This window comes from Streptomyces sp. NBC_01092 (assembly GCF_045039535.1).
Classification (GTDB): domain Bacteria; phylum Actinomycetota; class Actinomycetes; order Streptomycetales; family Streptomycetaceae; genus Streptomyces.
Genome location: NZ_CP108659.1, coordinates 6,476,150 through 6,499,761, shown reverse-complemented (window position 1 = coordinate 6,499,761; position 23,612 = coordinate 6,476,150). Strand labels below are relative to the sequence as shown.

The window sequence follows — 23,612 nt, the reverse complement described above, 5'->3', positions numbered from 1 at the left end:
GTCCGCTCGGCGCGGGTGATGCACGCACCCGGCGAGTTGACCCGGCTGCGAGAATTCCTCTATGGCCGAGATCATCCAGCGCGACGGGACCTGGGCCTTCGACGGCACAACGGTCCGGATCACGCCGGGACTCCACCGCTCCGTGCCACTGTTCCGGCAGACGTACGGAGAGATCGCCGTGCCCCTCGAAGCCGTCGCGAGCATCGTCTTCGAGCCGGAACGCAAGCGTGGCCGACTGCGCATGCGGCTGCGCGAAGGCGCCGACCCGCTGCTCCACGCGACCGGCGGCAGGCTGCCGGACACGGCGGATCCGTACCGGCTGACGGTGGACGTCGACCGGGCGGGGGTCGCCGAGTACGTCGCCGAGGAGATCCGCCACGCGCTGCTCCTGGACCAGATCCCCAAGGAGCCCACCAAGGCCTATCTCCTCGCCGGCCCACCGGTCCCGGTCTCCGTCCGCTCCTCCGACGGCACGGTCTCCTTCGACGGCGCCCAGGTGCGCATCGACTGGTCCGACACCTCCGACCGGGTCAAACGGGCGACCGGCCCGCGGATCATCAACGTGGCCGACCTGGTCCAGGTCGAGTGGCTGCCCAACTCCGGCTACGAGGACGGCTTCCTGCGCTTCGTGACCCCCGAGACGGTGTTCTCCAAGCTGCCGCCGGAGAAGGACCCGTACGCCCTGGACCTGTGGGGCAGCGTCCGGCGCGACCTGCTCACGGCGCTGGTCGCCACCGCGGTCACCGCCCGTCTGCCGCACCCGTCCACCCGCACGGGCCTCGACCACGCCGACCGCCCCCAGCTCGCCGCATCCGTCCCGGCCCCGGCCGACCATCACGACGTACTCCTGCGCAGACTGCGGGAGTTGGGCGAGCTGCACCGCGACGGCGTACTGACGGACGAGGAGTTCGCGATGACGAAGGCCGTGGTCCTCCGGGGCTTCTGATCACCGGTGTCGGTCAGCTCAACAGATCCGGTTCACTGCGGCTGACGTCCTGCCACAACGGCTGATAGTTGATCCACGCCACCAGATCCCCACCCAGCTGCTCCCGCGTCGCGACGGCCTGCCGGTGTTCGATCAGCACCGGACGGCCCGCCGCCCTGGCGGTCAGCTGCACCTGGGAGGAGCGTTCCATGGACAGGAACCACCAGGCCGCCGCGTCCACCGAGTCGCCGACGGTGAGCAGCCCGTGGTTGCGCAGGACGAGGGCCTTGTGGGAGCCGAGCGCGGAGGCGATCCGGCGGCCCTCCAGGGTGTCGACGGCGACGCCGGAGTAGGCGTCGTAGAGGGCATGGTCCTCGTAGAAGGCGCAGCTCTCCTGGGTGATCGGGTCGAGCAGCTCCCCCAGCGCCGCGAGCGCACGCCCGTGCACCGAGTGGCAGTGGGCGACCGCGACGACGTCCGGGCGGGCGGCGTGGACCTGGGAGTGCACGGTGAACGCCGCCTGGTTGACGTGATAGCGGCCCTCGATCACCTGGCCCTCGGAGTTGGCGAGGACCAGATCGCTCACGGTGACGTGCTTGAACGGCATCCCGAACGGGTTGACCCAGAAACAGTCGCTGAGCTCGGGATCGCGCGCGGTGATGTGCCCGGAGACCCCGTCCTCGAACCCGAGCCTCCCGAAGATCCGCAACGCGCCCGCGAGCCGCTCCTTTCGATGCCGGCGCTCGTCGTCCAGCGACTCGTGCATCGGCGGCATGGCGAACCGCAGCTGGTCGGTCGGCAGCGGCGAGGGCGGAGTGGGCCCGAGGGGCGTCCCGTGCATATGTCCTCCCGCACTGGGTTGCTTACGGGGCGGAAGTTACCGTCGGTCAGCGCAGGAGAACAGAGCTGTTCTGTAAAGATCCCGCTACCCGGACAGCGGAAACCGGACAGAAGATGTCGGGTATGAGGGCCAGACTGGCCGTATGACAGTGAACTGGGCAGCTTTCACGGAGGCGGAACCCGACCTCGCCCGCACCGCCGAGGAACGCTTCGGCGCCTTCACCCACCACACCCTCGCCACCCTCCGCAAGGACGGCTCCCCCCGCACCACCGGCCTGGAGGTCCGCTTCCTGAACGGCGAGCTGTGGCTCGGCATGATGCCGGACTCGCTCAAGGCCCTCGACCTGCGCCGCGACCCGCGCTTCGCGCTCCAGGCGAACCCCGGGGAGGGCCAGTCGATGGGCGGCGGCGACGTGCGGATCGCCGGGCGGGCGATCGAGGTCGAGGACCCGCGGCAGAAGGCCGCATACGGCGAAGAGGTGGAACCGCCGGAGCCGTTCCACCTCTTCCGCACCGAGCTCACCGAGGTCGTGAGGACCTACATCGAGGACGACAAGTACCTCGTCGTCCAGATCTGGCAGCCCGGCCGGCCCCTGCGCACGATCAAGCGCACCTAGGGCACATGAAGGCCCGGAGGGCCTACTCCCACTCGATCGTCCCCGGCGGCTTCGAGGTCACGTCGAGGACGACACGGTTGACGTCCCGCACCTCGTTCGTGATCCGCGTCGAGATCCGCGCCAGGACGTCGTACGGCAGCCGCGACCAGTCGGCCGTCATCGCGTCCTCGGACGAGACGGGCCGCAGGACGATCGGGTGGCCGTAGGTCCGCCCGTCGCCCTGCACACCCACGCTGCGGACGTCGGCGAGCAGGACCACCGGGCACTGCCAGATGTCCCGGTCGAGGCCGGCCGCCGTGAGCTCCTCACGGGCGATGGCGTCGGCCTCGCGCAGGAGGTCGAGCCGCTCCTTGTTCACCTCGCCGACGATGCGGATGCCGAGGCCGGGACCGGGGAAGGGCTGGCGCTGGACGATCTCGTCCGGGAGCCCGAGCTCCTGGCCGACCATCCGGACCTCGTCCTTGAACAGCTGGCGCAGCGGCTCGACGAGCTCGAACTCGATGTCGTCGGGGAGGCCGCCCACGTTGTGGTGGGACTTGATGTTGGCGGTGCCGGTGCCGCCGCCGGACTCGACGATGTCCGGGTAGAGGGTGCCCTGCACGAGGAAGGCGACCTCGGGACCCTCCTCCTGGAGGATCTCCAGCTGCGCCTGCTCGAAGACCCGGATGAACTCGCGGCCGATGATCTTCCGCTTCTCCTCGGGGTCGGAGACCCCGGCCAGCGCCTTGAGGAACCGCTCCTCGGCGTCCACGACCTTCAGCTGTACGCCGGTCGCGGCCACGAAGTCCTTCTCGACCTGCTCGGTCTCGCCCTTGCGCATGAGGCCGTGGTCGACGTACACGCAGGTCAGCTGGGAGCCGATGGCCTTCTGCACGAGGGCGGCGGCGACGGCGGAGTCCACGCCGCCGGACAGCCCGCAGATGGCGCGCTTGTCGCCGACCTGCTCGCGGATCGAGGCGACCTGCTCCTCGATGACATTGCCGGTGGTCCAGTCCGGCTTCAGGCCCGCACCCCGGTACAGGAAGTGCTCCAGCACCTGCTGCCCGTGCGTGGAGTGCATGACCTCGGGGTGGTACTGGACGCCGTAGAGCTTCTTGTCGTCGTTCTCGAAGGCGGCGACCGGGACGACGTCCGTGGACGCGGTGACGGAGAAGCCCTCGGGGGCGGCGGAGCAGGCGTCGCCGTGCGACATCCACACATGCTGCTCGGCCGGGGTGCCCTCGAAGAGGGTGGAGGACGACTTCGACACGTGCAGATCCGTACGGCCGTACTCGCGGGCGCCGGTGTTGTCGACCGTGCCGCCGAGGGACCGCGCCATCAGCTGGAAGCCGTAGCACATGCCGAACACGGGGACGCCGGCCTCGAAGATCTCGCGGTCGAGGCCGGGGGCGCCCTCCTCGTACACGGACGAGGGGCCGCCGGAGAGGATGATCGCCGCCGGGTTCTTGGCGAGCATCTCCTGGACCGGCATGGTGCTCGGCACGATCTCGCTGTAGACCCGGGCCTCGCGGACGCGACGGGCGATGAGCTGGGCGTACTGCGCACCGAAGTCGACGACCAGGACGGTGTCGGGGGCGGCGGCGGGGTTCGCTGATGACACGGGTTGCCTTCCGGCGGTGAGCGAGGTGTGTGTGGGGCCGAGTCTACCGGGATCCGGCGGGCCGCCCTCGGGGCAAGCCCTGTCTCAGGATGCGAACCGGCTTGGACACCTGCTCGCCGCGCGGCATACTGACCCCATGCTCACGCAGACGACCTTCCTCTTTACCTATGGCACCCGGCCCGCCGGCTGCCATGGTCGTGCTGCTTGAGCAACTGACAAGCGACTTCCCAGGCGCCCCGGGCCGACAAGGCCCGGGGCGTCTGGCGTTTTCCGGGTCCTGTCGCTCCGGGGCACCCACCGCCGCAACACGAGACCGACGAGGAGCCCCCATGACCCCCATGACCGCGACCGACGTGACCGGTGCCCGTACCCCCGAGGCCGCCGACGTGATCACCGGCGCCCGCGAGCGCATCGACTCGCTGGACGACCGGATCATCGGCCTGATCCAGGAACGGATGGCCGTCTCAGCCGTGATCCAGGAGGCGCGGATCGGCTCCGGCGGGCGGCGCGTGAACCTCTCCCGGGAGATGGAGGTCCTCGGCCACTACAGGGACGCGCTGGGCAAGCCGGGCACGGCCCTCGCCATGACGCTGCTCGAACTGTGCCGCGGTCGCATCTGAGTTCGGCCGCCCTCTCACCCGTCCGGCGCGTGACGCCTCCCGCACCCCTTCGTTGGTACCGGTGTCCGTGCCAGCCAGGGGCGGGCCCGATAGAACCACGCGTGGCTCGCTGGGGCGATGAGGTGCACGGATCACACCGTGTGCCGTGGGACCTCGCTCCAGGAAAGTGACCGGACGGCAGGGGACAGCAGCCCGGTCACTGAAGAGAACGGTCGGCTCCGGGGACGCCCGGGGCCGATCGGCGGAGAGGGCGAGAAGGAGTACGGGGCCGGGTCGAACGCTTGCGATGACCGCGCCCGTCCAGCACGATGCGAAGCAGGCTCCCAGCCCCTCCGTGGACAACCGCATTTCGCTCGTCCGGCTGTGCGTTGCCGCACTGCCAGAGGTCGAGACCAAGGACCAGCGGCGCACCCCCCGGCGCCGCTCCCGAAGCACCGACGCTGCCCTGACGTCGGTGCTGACGAAAGAAGGGCCCCGCGGCCCCGCCCTGCGGGGCCCTTCTCATGTCCTCCTCATGTCCTCCTCAGGACCGTCTCGCGCTCGTCCGCGCATGTGACGCAGGACACATAAAGAATTCGTTAGTGAACGCACAACCATTCACCGGCGTCACCTATCCAACGCTGCACAACTAGGGCCACACCCGCGCCCCACACGCGGAGGCCTCCCTATATGCGCGTGCTGCGATGCCGTGGCACGCCGGACTTTCCGAGGTCTTCATGAAGCTTCGCCGTGCCATGGCCGCTGCGGCCGCGACGGCTGTCATAGCGCCGATCGCGCTGCTGTCCGCGCCGGTCGCGTTCGCCACGGACGAGACCCCGACGCCGACGGTGTCGGAGAGCACGCCGGCCGCCGAGGAGAGCACGCCTGCGGCCGAGGAGTCGACCCCGGCCGCCGAGGAGAGCACCCCCGCCGCCGAGGAGTCGACCCCCGCCGCCGAAGAGAGCACCCCCGCCGCCGAGGAGAGCACTCCCGCTCCGGAGACGAGCGAGAGCACCCCCGCCCCCGAGGAGAGCACCACCGCTCCGGAGGAGTCGGAGACCCCGGACCCCGAGGTGTCGGCGTGCGAGGACTCCAAGGTCGACGTCAGCTACACCGGCCTGCCCGGCAAGATCGCCGCAGGCAGCGGCTGGCACAAGTTCTCGCTGAACGTCCTCAACAGCTCCGACTCCACGCTGGAGGACCTCGACTTCTTCGCCGGGGCCTCCCCCGACGCGGACGGCATGGAGCTGTTCCGGAGCAAGCAGGTCGAGCTGCAGGCCTGGGACCCTGAGGGCAAGGTCTGGGTGACCCTCGACGAGGAGGGCTACGCGGTCGGGTACGTCGGCTACACCGACGCGCTCAAGCCCGACTACGAGGTCAACATCCCGATGCGGATCAACGTGAAGTCCAGCGCCCCGGCCGGCGCCGGCTTCACCCTCGGCGCGACCATCTACGGGGACGCCGACGACGAGTGCGTCGGCTTCGGCGAGGTCGCGTACAAGTTCCAGATCGTGGCCGCGGGCACGGACACGGACGGCACCGAGCCGCAGGAAGGCGGCAAGGCCCCCGTCACGGACAAGGAGCCGAGCAGCAACACGCCTGAGGTCACCGGCAACCTGGCCGAGACCGGGTCCAGCTCCAACCTTCCGGTGATCGGCACCATCGGTGGCATCGCCATCGTCGCCGGTGCCGGCGTCGTGTTCGCGATGAAGCGCCGCAAGGTGGGCGCGGAGGCGTAAGCCTCAGCAGAGCTGCACGCAAGAAACAGAGAAGGACCTGCGCTCGGAGGGGGGTGCAGGTCCTTCTCTGTTCGTCGTTCGAAGTCGACGTCGGTCGTTCGAAAGCGCGGCCTACTTCTTCGGCGGTACCGCCGGCATCCCCAGGAACGGCAGCTTCAGCGCGCCGAACGCCTCCGCCGGGACCGCCGGGGACTTCGGCTCGACCGCGTTGAGGCGTTCGTACGCCGCTCCCTGCGCCGGGCGCTGATCGGCCTCGCCGATATTGGGCCAGTAGGACATCGCCCGCTCGGCCTGCGCGGTGATCGTCAGGGACGGGTTCACCCCCAGGTTGGCCGAGACCGCCGCCCCGTCGACGACCGAGATGCCCGGGTGGCCGTACAGACGGTGGTACGGGTCGATCACGCCGGTCTCGGGCGAGTCGCCGATCGGGCAGCCGCCGAGGAAGTGGGCGGTGAGCGGGGTGCCCATGAGCTCGCCGACGTTGGAGCCGGCGAAGCCGTTGATGTCGGCGGCGATCGCGGAGGCCGCCTCCGAAGCCGCCCTGATCTGCTTCGGGTTGGGGGCGCCGTGGCCCTGGCGTGCCGTCAGCAGGCCCTTGCCGACGCCGTCCGGCTTCAGATACGTCGTCAGCGAGTTGTCCAGCGACTGCATCACCAGGCCGATGATGGTCCGCTCCGACCAGCGCCGGTTGGACAGCGAGCGCAGGACCAGCAGGGGGTGGCGGGCCGCGTTCGCCAGCCAGGCCGCGACCCGCGAGGAGCCCTCCGCGTACGGGACCTGGAGGATCGACAGGCCGCCCATCGAGTTGGAGCCCTTGCCGTAGCGGACCGGCTCGATGTGGGTGCTGTCGTCCGGGTGGATCGAGGACGTGATGGCGACTCCGCGCGTGAAGTCGACCTTCGCCTCGCCCGTGGCCCTGCGGTAGCGCCGGTTGTCGGTCTGCGCGCCGACGAGGGCCTCGGAGTTGGTACGGGTCAGCTCGCCCAGCTTCGGGGAGAGGTACGGCAGTTGGCCGCCGGCCTTCATCCGGTGCAGGAGGGTCTGGGTGCCGTACGTACCGGCCGCCAGCACCACCCGGCGGGCCTTGAACAGCCGGCCCTCGCCCGTCTTCTTCCCGTCGGTCGGCAACGTCGCCACCGCGTACCCGCCCTGCGAGTCGTCGGTGATCGAGACGACCGTCGTCATGGGGTGGACGACCGCGCCCGCCTTCTCGGCCAGGTAGAGGTAGTTCTCGTTCAGGGTGTTCTTCGCGCCGTGCCGGCAGCCCGTCATGCACTCACCGCACTCGGTGCACGCCTTGCGCGCCGGGCCGGCCCCGCCGAAGTACGGGTCGGCCACCTCCTGCCCCGGCTTGACCTTCGCCTCGCCCTCGGCGTCCTCGCCGTCCCCGAAGAACACGCCGACCGGCGCCATGTGGAAGCTGTCGCCGACGCCCATCCGCTCGGCCGCCGCCTTCAGATGCACGTCGGACGGGGTCATCGTCGGGTTGAGCCGTACGCCGAGCATGCGCCGGGCCTGGTCGTAGTACGGCTTCAGCTCGTCCTGCCAGTCGGTGATCCCACGCCACTGCGGGTCGTCGAAGAAGGCCTTCGGCGGTACGTAGAGGGTGTTGGCGTAGTTGAGCGAGCCGCCGCCGACGCCGGCTCCGGCCAGCACCATGACGTTGCCCAGCAGATGGATGCGCTGAATGCCGTACATGCCGAGCTTGGGCGCCCAGAGGTAGTTCTTCAGGTCCCAGGAGTTCCTCGGCAGGCTCTCGCGGGTCCAGCGGCGGCCCGCCTCCAGGACGCCGACGCGGTAGCCCTTCTCGGTCAGACGCAGGGCGGTGACGGAACCGCCGAAGCCGGACCCGACGACGATGACGTCGTAGTCGTATCCGTCGTGACCCGAGCCGTCGTGATCCGAGCCGTCGGCCTGTTTTGGGGCGGAGTTCTCCTGTGACACGTGCTCTCCTCGTTGAAAGCGGTGGTGCGGTGGGGCTCGGAACCGGGCCTAGCGGAAACGGAACGCCTTCATCAGGCGCAGGCTCCGGCTCATGAACTGCGCGTACTTCTCGTCGTCCATGCCCAGCGAGGGCGCAATCGGCAGCAGCCGCTGCTGGGCGACCGTCTGGGCCTCCGTGTACTTGAGGATGCCCTCGGAGCCGTGGCGGCGGCCGAGTCCGGAATCCTTCATGCCGCCCATGGGCGACTGGACGCTGGCGTAGGCGGGGGCGTAGCCCTCGTTGACGTTCACCGTGCCGGTGCGCAGGCGGGCGGCGACGGCGCGGCCACGGCTGCCGTCCTTCGTCCAGACCGAGGAGTTGAGGCCGTACGGCGTGGAGTTGGCGTGCTCGACCGCCTCGTCCTCGGTCTTGAAGCGGTAGATGGACACGACCGGGCCGAAGGTCTCCTCGGAGCAGAGGGTCATCTCCGGCTCGACGCCGTCCAGGATCGTCGGCTCGAAGAAGTACGGGCCGATGTCCGGGCGGGCCGACCCGCCCGCGACGAGCTTGGCGCCCTTGGCGACGGCCTCCTCCACGTGCCGGGTGACCGTCTCCAGCTGGCGCTCGCCGGCCAGGGAGCCCATGTCGGCGCCGTAGGCGAGGGACGTGCCGAGCCGCATCGCCTTGGTGCGGGCGGCGAAGCGCTCCACGAAGGCGTCGGCGATCGACTCGTGGACGTACAACCGCTCGATGGAGATGCACAGTTGGCCGGCGGAGGAGAAGCAGGCGCGGACGGCGCCGGCGGCGGCCTTCTCGATGTCGGCGTCCTCAAGGACCAGCATGGCGTTCTTGCCGCCGAGTTCGAGGGAGACGCCGACCAGCCGGGCGGCGGCGCCCTGCGCGACCTGGCGGCCGGTGCGGGTGGAGCCGGTGAAGGAGACGTAGTCGGCGTGCTTGACGACCTCGGGGCCGATGACCGGGCCCTCGCCGAGGACGACCTGGAAGACGTCGGCGGGCAGTCCGGCCTCGATCAGGAGGTCGCGCGCCCACAGCGCGGTGAGGCAGGTCTCCGTGTCGGGCTTCATCACGACCGCGTTACCCGCGACGAACGCCGGGAGCGCGTCGCCGACGGACAGCTCCAAGGGGTAGTTCCAGGGGGCGATCTGGCCGACGACGCCGCGCGGGTGGCGCAGCTCGGTCACCTTCGTGAGCGTGGGTATGGCACCCGTGTGCCGCTTCGGCCCGAGGTAGGCGGGTGCCTTACGGCCGTAATGGCGGGCCGTGACGGCTACGGACAGCACCTCCTCGTGCGCGTGCAGCCGGGCCTTGCCGGTCTCCAGCTGGACGAGGTCGAGGACCTCCGCCTGGCGTTCGAGCACCAGGTCGTGGAAGCGGAGCAGCACGGCGGCGCGCTGCCGCACCGGGACCTGCGCCCAGACGGCCTGCGCCTTGCGGGCCGCCTCGAAGGCCTTCTCCACGTCCTCGGGCGTCGATTCCGGCAGGTCGGCCAGCTTCTCGCCGGTGAACGGCGTGTGGTTCGCGGTACGGCCGGAGCCGACCACGCCCTTGGTGAGCTGGGCCACCAGCTCCGGCGTGACCACGTCGGCGGCGGTACGGGCGCCCTGCGGGGCGGGGGCGAGGGGGTTGGTGCCGGTCTTGGCCGGGGCCTGCGCGTCCGTCATGAGGCGCAGAGTATGCCGGAGCGGGGGCTTTGTGTACCCGTCGGTAACGGGGATTCACCGAGTGCTCACATGCCGCCAGTGTCCACTGGCAACAAACGAGCTGATCAGGGCGTTGCCGACGAAGATCGGGTGCGGGTCAGTCCCGTCCGATCTCAAGTCGGTCACGGGCGCCCTTGAAGACCGCGGTGCCCTTCTTCTCGGTGGGCGTGCCCTTGGGCATGTCGACGCGCAGCTCGTACATGACGTCGTCGCCGGTGACGACGATCAGCTGCATGACGCGGGTCGGGGACTCGTCCTTGTCATAGGTCGTGTCGGACAGGACGGCGTCGTAGCCCTTGAACGTGGTGCGGGTGGCCTGGGTGCTCGCGTCGTGCTTGTAGCTGTCCCAGGTGTCGTGGGCGTACTGCGCCTGCTTGAGCAGCGGGCGGGGTGCCTGGTCCCAGCGGGTGAGGCGGACCTGGACGAGGCCGATGTCGTAGACGACGAGGCGGGGCTGGTCGGCGGCGCTGCCCTCGCGCGCGGCCTCCTTGTACTCGGCCGGGAGGAAGAGGACGGCGTCCATGTCCTTCTCCCGGTGCTCGGTCCAGGTGCCGGCGGAGGTCGCCGGGACCAGGGGTGCCGAGCTGTAGGTCGGGTTCATCTCCCGGACGTCGTCGCCCTTGTCGACGAGGAAGGAGGAGGTGGTGAACCAGGTACCGGCGACGAGGAGCACACCGAGGACGGCCACGGGGACGGGGCGCAGCAGCCAGGAGCGGTGGGGGCGGGGCTTCTGGGCGGCGGTCGAGGAGGCGGTTGAGGTGGCGGTCGAGGTGGCAGTTGCCGGTTCGGGGGTGGGGCTTGTGGCGGGCTCGGGGCTGGATCCTGATGCCGGCTCGGGGGTGGGGCCCGTGGCCGGCTCGGGGCCGGATCCTGCTGCCGGCTCGGGTAGGGGCTCGGACGCCGCCCCGCCCCTCAGCCGTACCGTCCCGGAGTCCTCCGCGAACTCCCGTAATCCGGAGGCGTCCTGTGCCCCCGCCACCGCCGGACCCCCGGAGGGTTCCGGCACCGGCCACCCCTTCGCCACCGCCTCCAGCGCGGCGCCGACCTCGTCCGCGTCGGGCCGTCGATCGGGGTCCTTCAGCAGCAGGCGCACGATCAGCGCCCCCAGCGGACCCGCCTGTTTCGGCTCGGGCGGATCGGCGGCGAGGATCGCGGCGAGCGTGGACTCCAGTGTCGTACGGCGAAAGGGCGACCAGCCCTCCACGGCGGCGTACAGCAGCACGCCCAGCGACCACAGGTCGGAGGCGGGGCCGGCGCCGCGGCCGGACATCCGCTCGGGGGCGATGAACTCCAGAGAGCCGACGAACTCGCCGCTCACGGTGAGGGATTCCTCGCCCTGGATGTGGGCGATGCCGAAGTCGGTGAGGACGACGCGGCGATGGGCGCCGAGCAGGACGTTGGCGGGCTTGACGTCACGGTGGACGATGCCGACGGCGTGTGCGGCGCGCAGGGCGCCGAGGACGGCGATGCCGATGCGGGCCGCCTCGGGCGCCTCCACGGGGCCGCGTTTGAGGACCTCGTGGAGGGACTCGCCGCGGATCAACTCCATGACGATCCAGGGCAGTCCGTCCTCGTCCACGACGACGTCATGGATGGAGACGGCGGCCGGATGGTCGACCCGAGCGGCGGCGCGGGCCTCGCGGTAGAGCCGGCCCGCGGCCCGCTGATGGGCCGCGTCCTCCGGGTCGCCGGGCAACCTCGGCTGCTTGACGGCGACTTCGCGGTCCACCAGTTCGTCGAGCGCCCGCCAGACGGTGCCCATTCCGCCGGAGCCGATGCGCTCGGCCAGGCGGTAACGCCCGCCGAGCACACGCCCGTTGGGTCCGGTGCGGCCACCGTCGTTGGTCATGGTCCATGCCTACCCTGCGGGGCGGGCCGTTGGCCAGTTCAGAGTTTGTCGACGTCCAGGTTCGCGATGGCCGTCCTCGCCACTTCCTGGCCACGTTTCAGGAAGTCGCCGCCGCCGGGGTAGCTGATGGTGAGTTTGTACATGTTGCCGGCGGAGGTCTTGTAGTAGAAGATCCGCAGCTCGCGGGGGCGGGGGTTCTGGGTGTCGTTGGTGTCGTAGGTGACGGTGTTCTCAGCAGCCGGCTTGCCCTGGTAGGTGGCCCCGTCCTCGGGCTTGGTCTTCGCGGCGCCCGCGGCCATGCTGACGTCGTAGTCGCCGCTCTGCTTGAATCCCTTGTCGTCGTCGTACATCTCGGCGCCCGCGGAGCCGGCGATGTTGTCGCTCGTGTCCTCGGCCTTCTTGTCGAGCTTCAGGCCGATCCAGATGGCCCCGCTCGCGTCGGTGTACGTGACCCAGTGCCCGTCGTCCGTGTCCTCGGGCACGCTCCGCTTGTAGCCGTCGGGCACCGCCAGCTTCGCGGCGAGTTCCTTCTCCTGGCGCGTCTGCCAGCCGTCCGGCAACGGCCCCGCGAACGGGTCGGCGATCACCAGATACGCCGCCACCGCACCGGCGACGACCGCCGCCCCGATCCCGAGCAGCGCCTTGGGCCCCAGCCGTATGCCGGCCTTGACGCCCTCGGGTATGCGCACGACCTGCGTGGCAGCCTGCACCGGCGGGTTGGCCGCCTGTTCCAGCAGCGCACGCGTCTGCGCGGCGTTGGGGCGGCGTGCCGGGTCCTTCTGGAGGAGGCCGTTGATGGCGTCGGCGAGCGGGCCCTTCGCGGAGGCCGGCGCCGCGGGCACGGCGTTGAGCACGGACTGGAGGGTCGCCGGGGTGTTGCTGCGACGGAACGGCGAGACGCCCTCCGTCGCCGCGTACAGGACGACGCCCAGGGACCACAGGTCGCTGGCCGGGCCCGGGCGCTGGCCCAGCACCCGCTCCGGCGCGATGTACTCGGGCGAGCCGACGAACCCGCCCGTGTCGGTCAGATTGGTCTCGCCCTCGATCTGGGCGATGCCGAAGTCGGTGAGGACGACGCGGTCGTGGCGGCCGAGCATGACGTTGTCCGGCTTCACGTCGCGGTGCAGGATGCCCGCCGCGTGCGCGGCCTCCAGCGCGCCGAGCACTTCGAGGCCGATTCTCGCCGCGTCCCGGGCACCGAGCGTGCCCTCCTGCAACGCGTCGCCCAGCGAACGGCCCTGCACCAGCTCCATCACGATCCACGGCCGGCCGTCCACGACGGCGACGTCATGGACGTTCACGACGGCCGGGTGGTCGAGCCGGGCCGCGGCGCGTGCCTCGCGGCGCATCCGCTCGTAGGCGTTGGCGCGTTCCCGTTCGGGAAGGTGATCCGGAACGCGGGGCTCCTTGACGGCGACCTCGCGGTCCACCGTCTCGTCCTTGGCCCGCCACACCGTGCCCATGCCGCCGTGCCCGAGCTTGGCGAGCAGCCGGTAGCGGCCGGCGATCAGCCGCCCGGTGCCGGGGCCCGGGGCGGGCGACTGAGCGGGCGCGGCGGGGTGCGCGGGCCCGGCGGGCGCGGGTGCGGCCTGCTGCGGTGCGGTCGGAGCTGGCGCCGCGTACGGATTGTCCGGGTGTGGCGCCGGCGCCGACAAGTTCGGCTGCGGTGGTTGCAGTTCGAAACTCGTCGGCTCGTCGGACCGATAAGGGACTCCCCCGTTGCTGCTCATGGCTCCATTCGTATCGCGGCGGGCGCCCAGGTATCCAGCGGGAATGCTTTCCAGTCACAGAGCCGTGACTCAGGTCGCTACTTATCTCCCCTTTATTCGGAGTTGGTGGGAGAGAGGCCCGGAGTGGCCGATGAGGGAGACGTGGTGGGTGAGGGAGACGTGGTGGATGGGCTCGGCGACGGAGACTTGGTTGACGGGCTCGGCGACGGGGACTTAGTGGAGGGGTCGGCGGAACTCGCCGTCGGGGACGGCTTCTCCGAGGTCTCCGGTGCCGAACTGGTCGGCACGACGCCCCCGTCCCCGCCCCCGTTCACCAGCAGCGCCGCCGCCGACACCCCCGCCACCGCCATGGCGGCGACCAGCACGACGGTGGCCAGCACGCTGCGGGGCGAGTAGGTGCGCTCCGCCCTGCCGAACCGTTTCGGCACGAGGGCGAGCCCCGTCTCCAGAAACTCCCGCAGCAGCCGCTCCGCCTCCAGGGCGTCGAGCCGCAGCCCCGGATCCCGATCCAGCAGCCCCTGTACGACGGGCAGGATCGGCGCCGCCTGCGCGGGCGGACGTATCTCGTCGGACACCACGGCGAGCACCACGCCGCTCAACGAGTCGCGCCGGAACGGCGACTCACCGCTCAGCGCCGCACACAGCAGCGCGCCCACCGACCACAGGTCGGACGCGGGGCCGGTCCCGGCACCGGACATCCGCTCGGGCGCGGTGTACTCGGGCGAGCCGACGAAGGACCCGGACTCGGTGAGCGTGGAGGCGCCCGGCACCTGGGCGATGCCGAAGTCGGTGAGGACGACGCGATCGCTGCCGTTCTCGATGAGCACATTGGCCGGTTTGATGTCCCGGTGCAGCACCCCGGCCGCGTGTGCCGTGCGCAGCGCGCTCAGCAGGTCGGCGCCGATCCGGGCGGCCTCGCGTGCGTCGACGGGCCCGCGCGCGGCGATCCGGTCGGCGAGAGAGTCTCCGTCGATCAACTCCATGACGATGTAGGGGCGTTCGTCCGCCTCGACGACATCATGGACGACGATCACATGGGGATGGCTGAGCTGCGCCACCGCCTGGGCCTCACGCAACGTCCGTTCCCGCTGGTGCCGGGCCTCGGCCGCGGAGAGCGTCTCGTCGCGGGGGAGCTCCTTGACGGCCACCCTGCGCCCGAGCAACTGATCGGTCGCCCGCCATACGACGCCCATGCCGCCGCGACCGAGCCTCGTCTCGAGGCGGTAACGCCCCGCGATCACACGGAAGTTGGCCCCCTCGGTCCCCATGCGCCCCATCATGCCGCACCGGACGGATCGACTCCGGGGTGCCGATCGGCCAACTATGCAAAGGAGCAAACGACTTCAAAAGCCGCCCGCCGGTCAGGAATCCCACGGGACCGCCCGGCGATCGGACGCCTCAAGACCCGCTCGCCTGCCACCCCTGGAGCACCGACGTGTACTGCTTGCGCATGGTCGTCCAGTCGGCGATCGGCGTGGACATGTAGATCGCGTACTCCGTGCCGTCCCGGTCGATGTACGCCTGGTCGATGGCGCGGCGCGGCCCGGGGAACGGCGTGTCCTTGGCCAGCGCGGTCCACGTGTACTCCCACAGGGAGCCCTGGCGGTCGCGGTACAGGTTCTGCTTCAGGTACACCGCCTCGTAGTCGACCAGCTTCCGCCCCAACAGGTCGTCCAGGTCGCGCAGATGGTCGTAGGAGTTCGCGAATTGGGGCGAGGTGTCGACGGCGATACGGACGAAGTGGTCACCGCCGTCCGGCGAGTAGTCGACCTGCTGGAGGCCGTCGACCTCCTTGCCGACCACCTCCCGCTCCCAGCCCTCGGGCAGGTACAGGCTGAACCCCAGGGGGTCGTCGTAGCGCTTCCAGGAGGCCGGTACGCCGCCCTGCGCGCCCGGGTCCTGCGACGGGCCCGGCGAGTCGGAGGGCCCGGTCGAGGCGGAGCCGGACGTGCCGCTCTGCGGCCCCCACTTCTGGAGCACCACCGCGGTGCCGCCGCCGATGATCGCGGCGAGCGCGACGACGAGCGCCAGCGTGCGCAGCCGACGGCGCTTGCGCGTCGGTGCGGCGCCCGTGCGGGTGGGCGGATACGGGGTGCCGGTCACCGGCGGGTACGGGGTGCTGCTCGCCGAGCCGTAGGGGGTGTTGCTCGCCGACGGGTACGGCGTGTTGCCCGCCGGTGTCTCCGCGCCGGTGCGTGCGGCCGTTCCGGGGTGCGCGGGGCCCGCCTGCGAGGGCCCGGTGTGCGCCTCCGGCTCGTAACGGTTGTGCTGCGTCGGCACATACACCTGCGCCGCGCTCGGCCGCCGTCCCTCCGCCGCCTCGGCCAGCATCTGCTCCGCCTCGGCCGCGTCGGGCCGGGTGGCCGGATCCTTGCGCAGCAGGGCGGTGATGACGGGCGCGAGCGGGCCGGCGTGCTGCGGCTCGGTGGCCTCTTCCTCGACGACCGCCTGCATGGTGCCCAGTGGCGAGGTGCGGCGGAAGGGCGAGCGGCCCTCCACGGCCGTGTACAGCGTCGCGCCGAGCGCCCACAGGTCGGAGGCGGGGCCCGGGTCGTGGCCGCGGACCCGCTCGGGGGCGAGGTAGTCGACCGAGCCGACGACCTCTCCGGTGCGGGTGATGGTCGAGTCGCCCTCGATCTGGGCGATGCCGAAGTCGGTCAGCAGGACGCGGCGGTCCTCGGACAGCAGGACGTTGCCGGGCTTGACGTCGCGGTGCAGGACCCCGGCGGTGTGCGCGGCGCGAAGCGCCCGCAGCACCCAGAGGCCGATCCGGGCGGCCTCGGCCGGTTCGACGCGCCCGCGCTCCTTGACCGCGTCGGCCAGCGAGTGCCCCTCGACCAGCTCCATCACGATCCACGGCCGGCCGTCGTGCTCCAGCACGTCGTGCACGGTGACGACCGCCGAGTGGTTGATGCGCGCGGCGGCCCGCGCCTCGGCCCGCGTACGGGCGAGCAGCCGCTCCTGGTCGCTCTCGGAGACGTAGAGCGCGGCGGTCAACTCCTTGATTGCCACGGCCCGATGCAGCACCTCATCGTGCGCACGCCAGACACGCCCCATGCCGCCGCTGCCGATCGCGTCGGCGAGCCGGTAGCGCCCCGAAACGAGCTGGCCCTGCATCTGATTCACGTTGCCCCGCAATGTTCTTGACAGGGTCAGGTTAAGGACCGGCCGACGCGACCGGAACCACGGGGGTGCCATGGAGACCGCACTGTGATGGTTGTCGCATTCGCCATCGGGAAGCAACCATCACGCAGGGTCCGCGGGCGCAATCATCCGGTGACCTGGTAGGTCGCCGACGCCTGCTCGAACAGCCGCGTCACCTCGTCCCGCTCGGCCTCGGGCCCGCGCACCTGCACCACGTGGTACCGCCCGTCGATCAGGATCGCGAGATTGCGCACGAACAGCTCCCGCCCCTCGCCGTCGGTCCAGGTGAACTGCCCCTCGGCCATGGTCCGCTCGCCGACCTGAATGGTCTTCAGCCCGCCGGAGGACGCCCAGCTGGAGTCGCGGTAGGGCTGCAACTCCCGCTCGTGCTCCCGCTGGTAGACCATCGGGTCGCTGCCGTACTGGTCCGTGGTGTCCCGGCCCGGTACGACGAAGAGGTCGAAGTCGCCGTGGGAGTACACGACTTGCCCGCGCCCGTTCTTCGGCGTGCGGTCCCATCCGTTGGCCACGGCGACCTGGAAACCGGCGTCGTCCTTGCGCAGCGTGAAGCCGTCGGGGACCTCGGGGTCGTTGCTCTGCGTCTCGGTGGAACCTGCCGACTCCGAAGGGCCGTTGCCGGACTCCGGGGAGGTCTGGTCGGGCCGCGGCTCGCTGCTCGCCTCGGGGGACTGGTCGGTGTCCGCGTCACCGGCCTGGCCGGCGGCGCCGGTGCGATCCCCGCCCGCCGTACCGGCGTTGCCCTCACCGGTCTTCGGCATGAACAGCATGGCGTACGCGATCGCCGCGGCCATGCCGAGCAGGACCAGCAGCAGCAACGTACGCCCCAGCCTGCGCGGCGAAGACGACTCCTGCTTGGCCCGCTTGTGCCGCCCGTGATGCGCGGGCAGCCCGGCCCGGCGCCGGCGCACCAGCTCGCCCCGGCGCCGCACGATCGGCAGCCGGTTCGGGTCGACGGGCGGGGCGGCGACGACATGCGCACCGGCCTCCGGCTCGGGCGCGGAGCGGACCAGCGAGCGCAGCCAGCCGCTCAGTTCCTCGTAGTCGAGGCGCTCGGTGGGGTCCTGACGGAGCAGCGACTCCACGACCGGCCTGAGCGGCCCGCATTCCTCGGCGAAGGCGGGCGGCTCCGCGCACACCATCTGCACCAGCTCGGCCGTCGACTCCTCCGGATACGGCGCGTGCCCCTGCACGGCCCGGAAGAGCAGCGCCCCCAGCGCCCACAGGTCGGTCGAGGGGCCGATCGGCGCGGCCAGCCGCCAGTTCTCGTGCACGGGCCCGGCCTGCTCCGGCGCCCACCGCTCGGTCACGGGCCCGACCACGGCCATCCGCGCCTGCCGGGCCCGCTCCGCGGCAAGCGCGGTGGTGGGGCCTCGGTGAGCGGGGACGCCTTTCGCGAGGTCGTTCCAGCGGGTCGGCGGGTGGGGGGAGTTGGTGGTGGGGGCGCCGGTGGTGGGGGTGCCGGTGGAGGGGGCGCCCGCTGAGGAGGGAGCGCCGGGGGCGGGGGTGCCTTGCGTCGGGAAACGGCCGACGCCGGGAGGGGGGACGGCGGTGCCGTGAGCGGGTGCGGGGGTGCCGGGAGGCGCCGCGGCGGTGCCGGACGGGGGCACGGCGGTGCCGTATGCAGATGGGGCGGTGCCGGGCGGTGGGCCGAGGCCGGGCTGGACGCCTGGGCCCGCCGGGGGCAGTGCCGCACGGTCGCGGCCCGCCTCCGTCGGCGTGCCGGCGGCCCCGCCGCGAGGCGCGGCACCCGGCCAGGGCGTGGTCTGCACGCCGTACGGGTCGGCGATCTGCCCCGAGGGAGTCGTGGCGCCGTCGCCGACGTACGGCTGTGGCGCCGCGCCGTTGGCGTGGGGCGCGGGGCCGCCTTCGGGCGCTGGACGGGCACCGGGCAGCGCGACACGTCCGTTCTGCCCGCCTTCCTGCACCCGGGCCGCTGCACGGGCGCCCGCCCGATACGCGGCGATCGCCCCGGCCCGCGCGGCCCTGATGTCCCCGCCGGTCTCCAGAGCACCGCGTGATGCCGCTCCCGGTGCCCCTGCGCCATGGCCGGCGTCGGCCGCGGGCACCGGCAGCCCACCTGCTGCTCGTGCCTCTATGGCGGCGCGCCGAGCAGCCTCGGGATCCGTACCACCGTCGCCGGGGCCACCGGCCGCCCCAGAGCCACCCACAAGCTGTCCGGGAGCTCCGAGGCCCCCCGTGCCACCGGGGCCGCCATCCGGAGTCGTCCCGCCACCGAAGCCGCCACTCGGAGTCGACGGCCCACCGCCGAACGTCGCGAGCCCACCGCCCCCGTCACCGTCCTCGGCCGGCACCGGGTCGTACCCGCACAGCGCCTCTTCCGCGGCCCCGACCGCGAGCCCGGTCAGCATGACCCGGCCGTCGTCGCAGACGAGCACCGTGCGGGCGGTGATGTTCCGGTGGACCCAGCCATGCGCGTGCAGCACCCGCAGCGCCATGAGGACGTCGGAGGCGACCTCGGCCGCCCGGTACGGCGTCAAGGGCTGCTCGGCGAGCAGCGCGGCCAGCGGGCGCGCGGCCACGAACTCGCTCACTATCCACAACGAGCCGCCCTCGGCGAACACGTCGAAGACCTGGTCCAGCCGCGGATGGTCGGGGATCCGCGCCGCGGCCTGCGCCGCCTCGACCGCCCGTCGCACGGCGGGGTCACTGGGACGGCGGGTGCTCGAACGCGCCGACGTCCGGCGCCCCGCCCCGCGCTCGTCCCGCGCGGTGAAACCGTCGGGCAGCCCCTCGGCGTCGAGCACCTCCGCCTCGACGACCTCCGGCAACGGCACCTGCCGGACCAGGACTTCCTGCCCGCTGTAGGTGTCGAAGGCCCGGGTCTCGGTGAGTTCGTACTCGTCGGAGGGCGGCAGCGGCAGGCGGTAGCGGTCGGCGAGCACCCGACCCGCGTAGTCGTCCACGTTGCGCCTCCCCCGGCCGCCCGGTTGGTCAATTCCGCTCGCCTTGCGTTGCGTTCCGGACGCACGACTGGATGCGCACGGTCCGCAAGCTTTCACGATACGTGCCGGAGGCAACCCGCAAAGAGGGGTTGCCGTATCTCACGGCTCAAACCCGGTCTTCGCGAACCCTTGCCGAGAGCCGCTCACCTCATGACTTCGGCTGGAACGAACCGGTCAATGTCTTCCAGGTGTCCTTACGGAGATCACCGTCCCAATCGGCGGCCTTCGCGGTGTACATCAGCGCATAGCCGCGACGGTCGTCCACGACGAACCCACGGTCGATCGTCCGGTACTTCGTCCCGCCGTCGGTATAGGTGAACTCCCAGTCGGCAGTGTTCCAGCCGCGGTACTCCACCTTCTCTATGCGGATTTGGTCGTACTGCGAGCGCTCCATGTAGCGCTCCTGGTTCTTCCAGTCCGCCACCGGGTCGTCCTTCGGCGTGGACGTCCAGGCGACGAGCAGCTTCTGTCCGTCGGGCCCGGTGAACTGGTCCCCCGACAACCCCGTGGACGCGTACTTCCACCCCTTGGGCAGCCCGATCGAATACCCCTGGCTCCCCTTGTGAGTCGTGGCGGCCCCGCTGTCGCTGCCGGACCCCGCGCCGGCGCCGCTGCCACCGGTCGCGCTCGCCCCGGCACTCGGCGTCTTCCCGCTCTCCGCCTCGGAACCCGAACCCGACCCGTCCGTCCCGGACGACTTCTCACCGTCCGTACGAGTCCCCTCGTCCCCGTCCCGCTTGGTGTCGGCACTCGCGCTCGCCTTGCCGGAGGCCTTGGCCCCGCCACCGCTCGCCGCGTCGTCCGAGTCACCGCCGCGGAGCACCACCGCCAGCACCACGCCGAGCACGGCTAGCGTCACGACCACCGCGATGATGACCAACGTCCGCCTGGGCACCACATCGGTGAGCGGCGCCCTCGGCGCGGGCCGCGACGGCAGATCCGGCGGCGGCATGACCGGCCACCCCGAACTCCGGCCCCCGCTCTGCCCGTTCCCGCTCGCTGCCTCCCGCTCACCGGCACCGGCCTTGGCATCCGCCTTGGCACCGGCACTCGCGCCGGACCCGGCAGCCACGCCACCGCCCGCCGAAGCGGAACCCCGACCCGAACTCCCGGCCTCCGACGAAGCCCCGGCTCCACTCACCGCCGTGGCCGACCCACCGGCCGCCGCAGCGCCGGAACCGGAATCGGATGCGGAACCGGAATCAGCCTTCTCGCCGGCGGACTTGCCACGCGTGGCAGCTCCGGCCGCCCCCGCGCTCACGGCGGCCTTCCGCACGGAACGCAACGCCCCGCGCAACCGCTCCCCTGCCTCCTCGCCCCGCTTGCCCCCGGTCCTGGCACCCGAACGCCCCTTGCCCTCAGGCGCGTCGGGCTGCGGCGGCAGGGGCACGACCTTGGTCGCGTCAGCCGGCTCCGGGTCGTCCTTGGGCGCGGGCGCGTGGATGACGGCGCTGAGCATCGCCCGCGCACCGGCGTCGTCGAGCCGCTTCTCAGGGTCCTTCGTGAGCAGGCCGTAGATGACGTCCTTCAGCGGCCCCGCGTTCTTCGGCTCCTCCATCGGCTCGGTCATCACCGCTGTGAGCGTGGCGATCGCGGAGCCCTTGTCGTACGGCGGCACACCTTCGACCGACGCGTACAACAGCCCGCCCAGCGACCACAGGTCGGCCGCGGGGCCCGGCTTGTGGCCGCGGGCGCGCTCCGGGGAGATGTAGGAGGGCGCGCCGACGAGCATGCCGGTCGAGGTGATGGACGGGTCGCCCTCGACCTGGGCGATGCCGAAGTCGGTGAGCACGACCCGGTCGGTGTCGGACTCCAGCAGGACGTTCGACGGCTTCACGTCGCGGTGCAGGATGCCCTCGCGGTGCGCGGACCGCAGCACGTCGAGCACCGCGAGTCCCACCTCGGCCGCCCGCTTGGGCTCCAGCAGGCCGTCCTCCCGGATGACCTCGGCGAGCGACTTGCCCTCGACGAGCTCCATCACGATCCAGGGGCGGTCGTCCTCTTCGACCACGTCGAACACCGTCACCGCGCTGTTGTTGCGGATCCGCGCGATCGCCTTGGCCTCACGCAGGGTGCGCGTGATCAGGCGCCGCTTCTCCTCCTCGTCGATGTTCGACGGGAACCTCAGCTCCTTGACGGCGACGGTGCGCCCCAGCGTCTCGTCGACGGCACGCCACACCGTGCCCATGCCGCCCCGGCCGAGGACTCCGCCCAGCCGGTACCGCCCCGCGAGGAGACGCTCACGGTCGTCCTGACGAGTGTCCTGACGAGATGTCCCCGCCCGCTCCGCCTCCGACATGCGTCCCCTCATACAACCCGCCCTGAAAGAGCCTCCATTGTCTCTCACCCGACAAGTGCCCAACGCCCAGGGTGCCTGTCGCACCGCCATCCGGCCGCGCGGCGCGGGCGTCCGGGTCCCTTCTCGGCCAAGGCCCCGTGAACCGCGCGCTCTGCCGCCCGGCATGATGAGCCGCGGTGAGGAGGACCTCGTATGGCGCGACCGGCGATGCCACTGCTTCGGACACTACTGGCCTTCCCTGTGTTTGTGACCCTCCTCGGCCTCGTGTCCCCGGCGTTCCTCGGCCTGTACCCCGCCGGCCTGCCGGCTCTCACCGCCTCGTCGACATCCCGGGCACCGGCGACGGACGCCCTCCTCGCACGGCTCGTCACCCGGGGCAAGGCACCCGCAGCGGCCCTGCTGGCCCGCGAGGAGACCGGCGTCCGGTACACCCTGGCCGGCCAGGGCATCTCCCGCACCGACCACTTCCGCGCCGGCAGCATGACGAAGAGCCTCATCGCGACGGTCGTCCTGCAACTGGCCGCCGAGCGACGGCTGTCCCTGTCCGACACGGTGGAGCGGCACCTGCCGGGTCTGGTGCGCGGGGCGGGCAACGACGGGCGCGCGCTGACCCTTCGTTCCCTGCTGACCCACACCAGCGGCCTGTACGACTTCACCGCCGCGACCGGGGGCGCCGTCCCCGTGACGCCGCTTCAGGCCGTCCGCATCGCACTCACCCACCCCCCTGCCGCCCGCGGCGGCTTCGCCTACTCGAACACCAACTACGTGTTGCTCGGCCTGGTCGTCGAACAGGTCACCGGCCGCTCCTACGCCTCCGAGGCCGAGCGGCGCGTCATCGCTCCGCTGGGTCTGACCGGCACCTCCTTCCCCGGATCCCGCACCTCACTGCCCTCCCCGCACGGCCGTGCCTACGCCACCGACGGGACCGACGTCACCGAACTCGACCCACGGGTCGCGGGCGCCGCCGGTGAGCTGGTGACCACGCTCGCCGACCTCGACCGCTTCTACGCCGCGCTGCTCGGCGGCCGTCTGCTGCCCCCGCGCTGGCTGCGCGAGATGCTCGACACCCGTGCCGCACACGGCTCGTACGGCATGGGGCTCTTCCCCGTGAAACTGCGCTGCGGCACCGTCGTGTGGGGGCACAGCGGGCGCATCTCCGGCAGCTACGTGCGCTCCGCGGCCACCATCGACGGGCGTCGTGTCATGACATTCCGGGTGAACACGACGGCGATCGCAGAACCCCGCCTCGAATCCCGGCTGCTCGCTGCCGAGTTCTGCCCTCGCACCAGTGAGAACGGCCGAGATTCGAGCAGAGATCCCGACTCCGATCACCCATTCGAGTGACGTTCTCCCAGGTCGGCGGGGTCTGCGACCATGGCGGCCGGGCCGGGCGACGGCAGCGAGGCCAGCAGCACCGTGCAACGGCAGCCCGGCGCAGGCGCCGCTGCGGACCACCGCAGACTCTGTGTAACCCGACCTGGCAGACCACCGCAGACTCCGCGCGGCCCGACCTGGCAGACCACCGCAGACTCTGCGTGCCCCCCCCGGCAGACCACCGCACACTCCGCGCAGCCGCAGCCCGGCACGCCCGCCAACCCGACACGCCCGGCGCAGACCGCACGTAAGCAGCGTCCGACCGAC

At 71.6% G+C, this 23,612-nt stretch carries 15 protein-coding genes; 5 read left to right on the top strand and 10 right to left on the bottom strand.

Annotated features, from left to right (window positions below):
- The first annotated feature begins 61 nt into the window (after positions 1–61).
- On the top strand, positions 62–946 hold the full coding sequence (locus OG254_RS29765) for a DUF4429 domain-containing protein (protein ID WP_351196149.1): 885 nt from the start codon (positions 62–64) through the stop codon (positions 944–946).
- A 13-nt stretch (positions 947–959) separates the two neighbouring features.
- On the opposite strand, the gene OG254_RS29760 is transcribed toward OG254_RS29765, so the two are convergent.
- Positions 960–1,766, bottom strand: coding sequence for a class II aldolase/adducin family protein (locus tag OG254_RS29760; RefSeq protein WP_351196151.1), 807 nt, complete (start codon positions 1,764–1,766; stop codon positions 960–962).
- Between the two features lie 142 nt (positions 1,767–1,908).
- Between OG254_RS29760 and OG254_RS29755 the strand changes: the two genes are divergently transcribed.
- Positions 1,909–2,382, top strand: a complete 474-nt coding sequence (locus OG254_RS29755) for a pyridoxamine 5'-phosphate oxidase family protein (RefSeq protein ID WP_405587590.1) — start codon at positions 1,909–1,911, stop codon at positions 2,380–2,382.
- A 22-nt stretch (positions 2,383–2,404) separates the two neighbouring features.
- On the opposite strand, the gene guaA is transcribed toward OG254_RS29755, so the two are convergent.
- Positions 2,405–3,982 (bottom strand): glutamine-hydrolyzing GMP synthase, encoded by a 1,578-nt coding sequence (guaA, locus tag OG254_RS29750; RefSeq protein ID WP_405587587.1) that lies wholly within the window; start codon positions 3,980–3,982, stop codon positions 2,405–2,407.
- Positions 3,983–4,320: 338 nt separating this feature from the next.
- Between guaA and OG254_RS29745 the strand changes: the two genes are divergently transcribed.
- Both OG254_RS29745 and OG254_RS29740 read left to right on the top strand, forming a co-directional pair.
- Positions 4,321–4,602 carry a chorismate mutase gene (locus OG254_RS29745; protein WP_148000660.1) on the top strand — a complete coding sequence of 94 codons (282 nt, stop codon included), beginning with the start codon at positions 4,321–4,323 and terminating at the stop codon, positions 4,600–4,602.
- Positions 4,603–5,318: 716 nt separating this feature from the next.
- Complete coding sequence (locus OG254_RS29740) at positions 5,319–6,320, top strand: LAETG motif-containing sortase-dependent surface protein (protein ID WP_405587584.1); 1,002 nt, start codon at positions 5,319–5,321, stop codon at positions 6,318–6,320.
- A gap of 111 nt (positions 6,321–6,431) precedes the next feature.
- Here OG254_RS29740 and OG254_RS29735 read toward each other — a convergent pair whose 3' ends face one another.
- The 8 genes from OG254_RS29735 to OG254_RS29700 all read right to left on the bottom strand — a co-directional run bounded on the left by OG254_RS29735 (position 6,432) and on the right by OG254_RS29700 (position 21,971).
- Complete coding sequence (locus OG254_RS29735; protein WP_405587581.1) at positions 6,432–8,264, bottom strand: GMC family oxidoreductase N-terminal domain-containing protein; 1,833 nt, start codon at positions 8,262–8,264, stop codon at positions 6,432–6,434.
- Positions 8,265–8,312: 48 nt separating this feature from the next.
- On the bottom strand, positions 8,313–9,926 hold the full coding sequence (locus tag OG254_RS29730) for a succinic semialdehyde dehydrogenase (RefSeq protein ID WP_405587578.1): 1,614 nt from the start codon (positions 9,924–9,926) through the stop codon (positions 8,313–8,315).
- A 136-nt stretch (positions 9,927–10,062) separates the two neighbouring features.
- Positions 10,063–11,814, bottom strand: coding sequence for a protein kinase domain-containing protein (locus tag OG254_RS29725; RefSeq protein WP_405587576.1), 1,752 nt, complete (start codon positions 11,812–11,814; stop codon positions 10,063–10,065).
- Between the two features lie 38 nt (positions 11,815–11,852).
- Positions 11,853–13,544: a serine/threonine-protein kinase gene (locus OG254_RS29720; protein WP_405587573.1), complete on the bottom strand. Its 1,692-nt coding sequence runs from the start codon at positions 13,542–13,544 to the stop codon at positions 11,853–11,855.
- 92 nt (positions 13,545–13,636) lie between these two features.
- Positions 13,637–14,812, bottom strand: coding sequence for a serine/threonine-protein kinase (locus tag OG254_RS29715; protein WP_405587570.1), 1,176 nt, complete (start codon positions 14,810–14,812; stop codon positions 13,637–13,639).
- Between the two features lie 130 nt (positions 14,813–14,942).
- Positions 14,943–16,661 (bottom strand): protein kinase domain-containing protein, encoded by a 1,719-nt coding sequence (locus tag OG254_RS29710; RefSeq protein WP_405587567.1) that lies wholly within the window; start codon positions 16,659–16,661, stop codon positions 14,943–14,945.
- A 152-nt stretch (positions 16,662–16,813) separates the two neighbouring features.
- Positions 16,814–19,633 carry a protein kinase gene (locus tag OG254_RS29705; RefSeq protein WP_405587564.1) on the bottom strand — a complete coding sequence of 940 codons (2,820 nt, stop codon included), beginning with the start codon at positions 19,631–19,633 and terminating at the stop codon, positions 16,814–16,816.
- Between the two features lie 187 nt (positions 19,634–19,820).
- Positions 19,821–21,971 carry a serine/threonine-protein kinase gene (locus OG254_RS29700; protein WP_405587562.1) on the bottom strand — a complete coding sequence of 717 codons (2,151 nt, stop codon included), beginning with the start codon at positions 21,969–21,971 and terminating at the stop codon, positions 19,821–19,823.
- A gap of 207 nt (positions 21,972–22,178) precedes the next feature.
- Between OG254_RS29700 and OG254_RS29695 the strand changes: the two genes are divergently transcribed.
- The gene (locus OG254_RS29695; protein ID WP_405595259.1) at positions 22,179–23,315 is read left to right on the top strand and encodes a serine hydrolase domain-containing protein; all 1,137 of its coding nucleotides are present in this window, start codon (positions 22,179–22,181) and stop codon (positions 23,313–23,315) included.
- The last annotated feature ends 297 nt before the right edge of the window (positions 23,316–23,612 follow it).

Bases quoted from the DNA above. Each gene is read 5' to 3' on its own strand.
- OG254_RS29760 (WP_351196151.1), bottom strand. From the start codon at position 1,766: ATGCACGGGACGCCCCTCGGGCCCACTCCGCCCTCGCCGCTGCCGACC.
- OG254_RS29745 (WP_148000660.1), top strand. From the start codon at position 4,321: ATGACCGCGACCGACGTGACCGGTGCCCGTACCCCCGAGGCCGCCGAC.
- OG254_RS29740 (WP_405587584.1), top strand. From the start codon at position 5,319: ATGAAGCTTCGCCGTGCCATGGCCGCTGCGGCCGCGACGGCTGTCATA.
- OG254_RS29700 (WP_405587562.1), bottom strand. From the start codon at position 21,971: ATGTCGGAGGCGGAGCGGGCGGGGACATCTCGTCAGGACACTCGTCAG.
- OG254_RS29695 (WP_405595259.1), top strand. From the start codon at position 22,179: ATGCCACTGCTTCGGACACTACTGGCCTTCCCTGTGTTTGTGACCCTC.
- OG254_RS29715 (WP_405587570.1), bottom strand. From the start codon at position 14,812: ATGGGGACCGAGGGGGCCAACTTCCGTGTGATCGCGGGGCGTTACCGC.
- OG254_RS29765 (WP_351196149.1), top strand. From the start codon at position 62: ATGGCCGAGATCATCCAGCGCGACGGGACCTGGGCCTTCGACGGCACA.
- OG254_RS29730 (WP_405587578.1), bottom strand. From the start codon at position 9,926: ATGACGGACGCGCAGGCCCCGGCCAAGACCGGCACCAACCCCCTCGCC.
- OG254_RS29725 (WP_405587576.1), bottom strand. From the start codon at position 11,814: ATGACCAACGACGGTGGCCGCACCGGACCCAACGGGCGTGTGCTCGGC.
- OG254_RS29755 (WP_405587590.1), top strand. From the start codon at position 1,909: ATGACAGTGAACTGGGCAGCTTTCACGGAGGCGGAACCCGACCTCGCC.
- OG254_RS29720 (WP_405587573.1), bottom strand. From the start codon at position 13,544: ATGAGCAGCAACGGGGGAGTCCCTTATCGGTCCGACGAGCCGACGAGT.
- OG254_RS29710 (WP_405587567.1), bottom strand. From the start codon at position 16,661: ATGCAGGGCCAGCTCGTTTCGGGGCGCTACCGGCTCGCCGACGCGATC.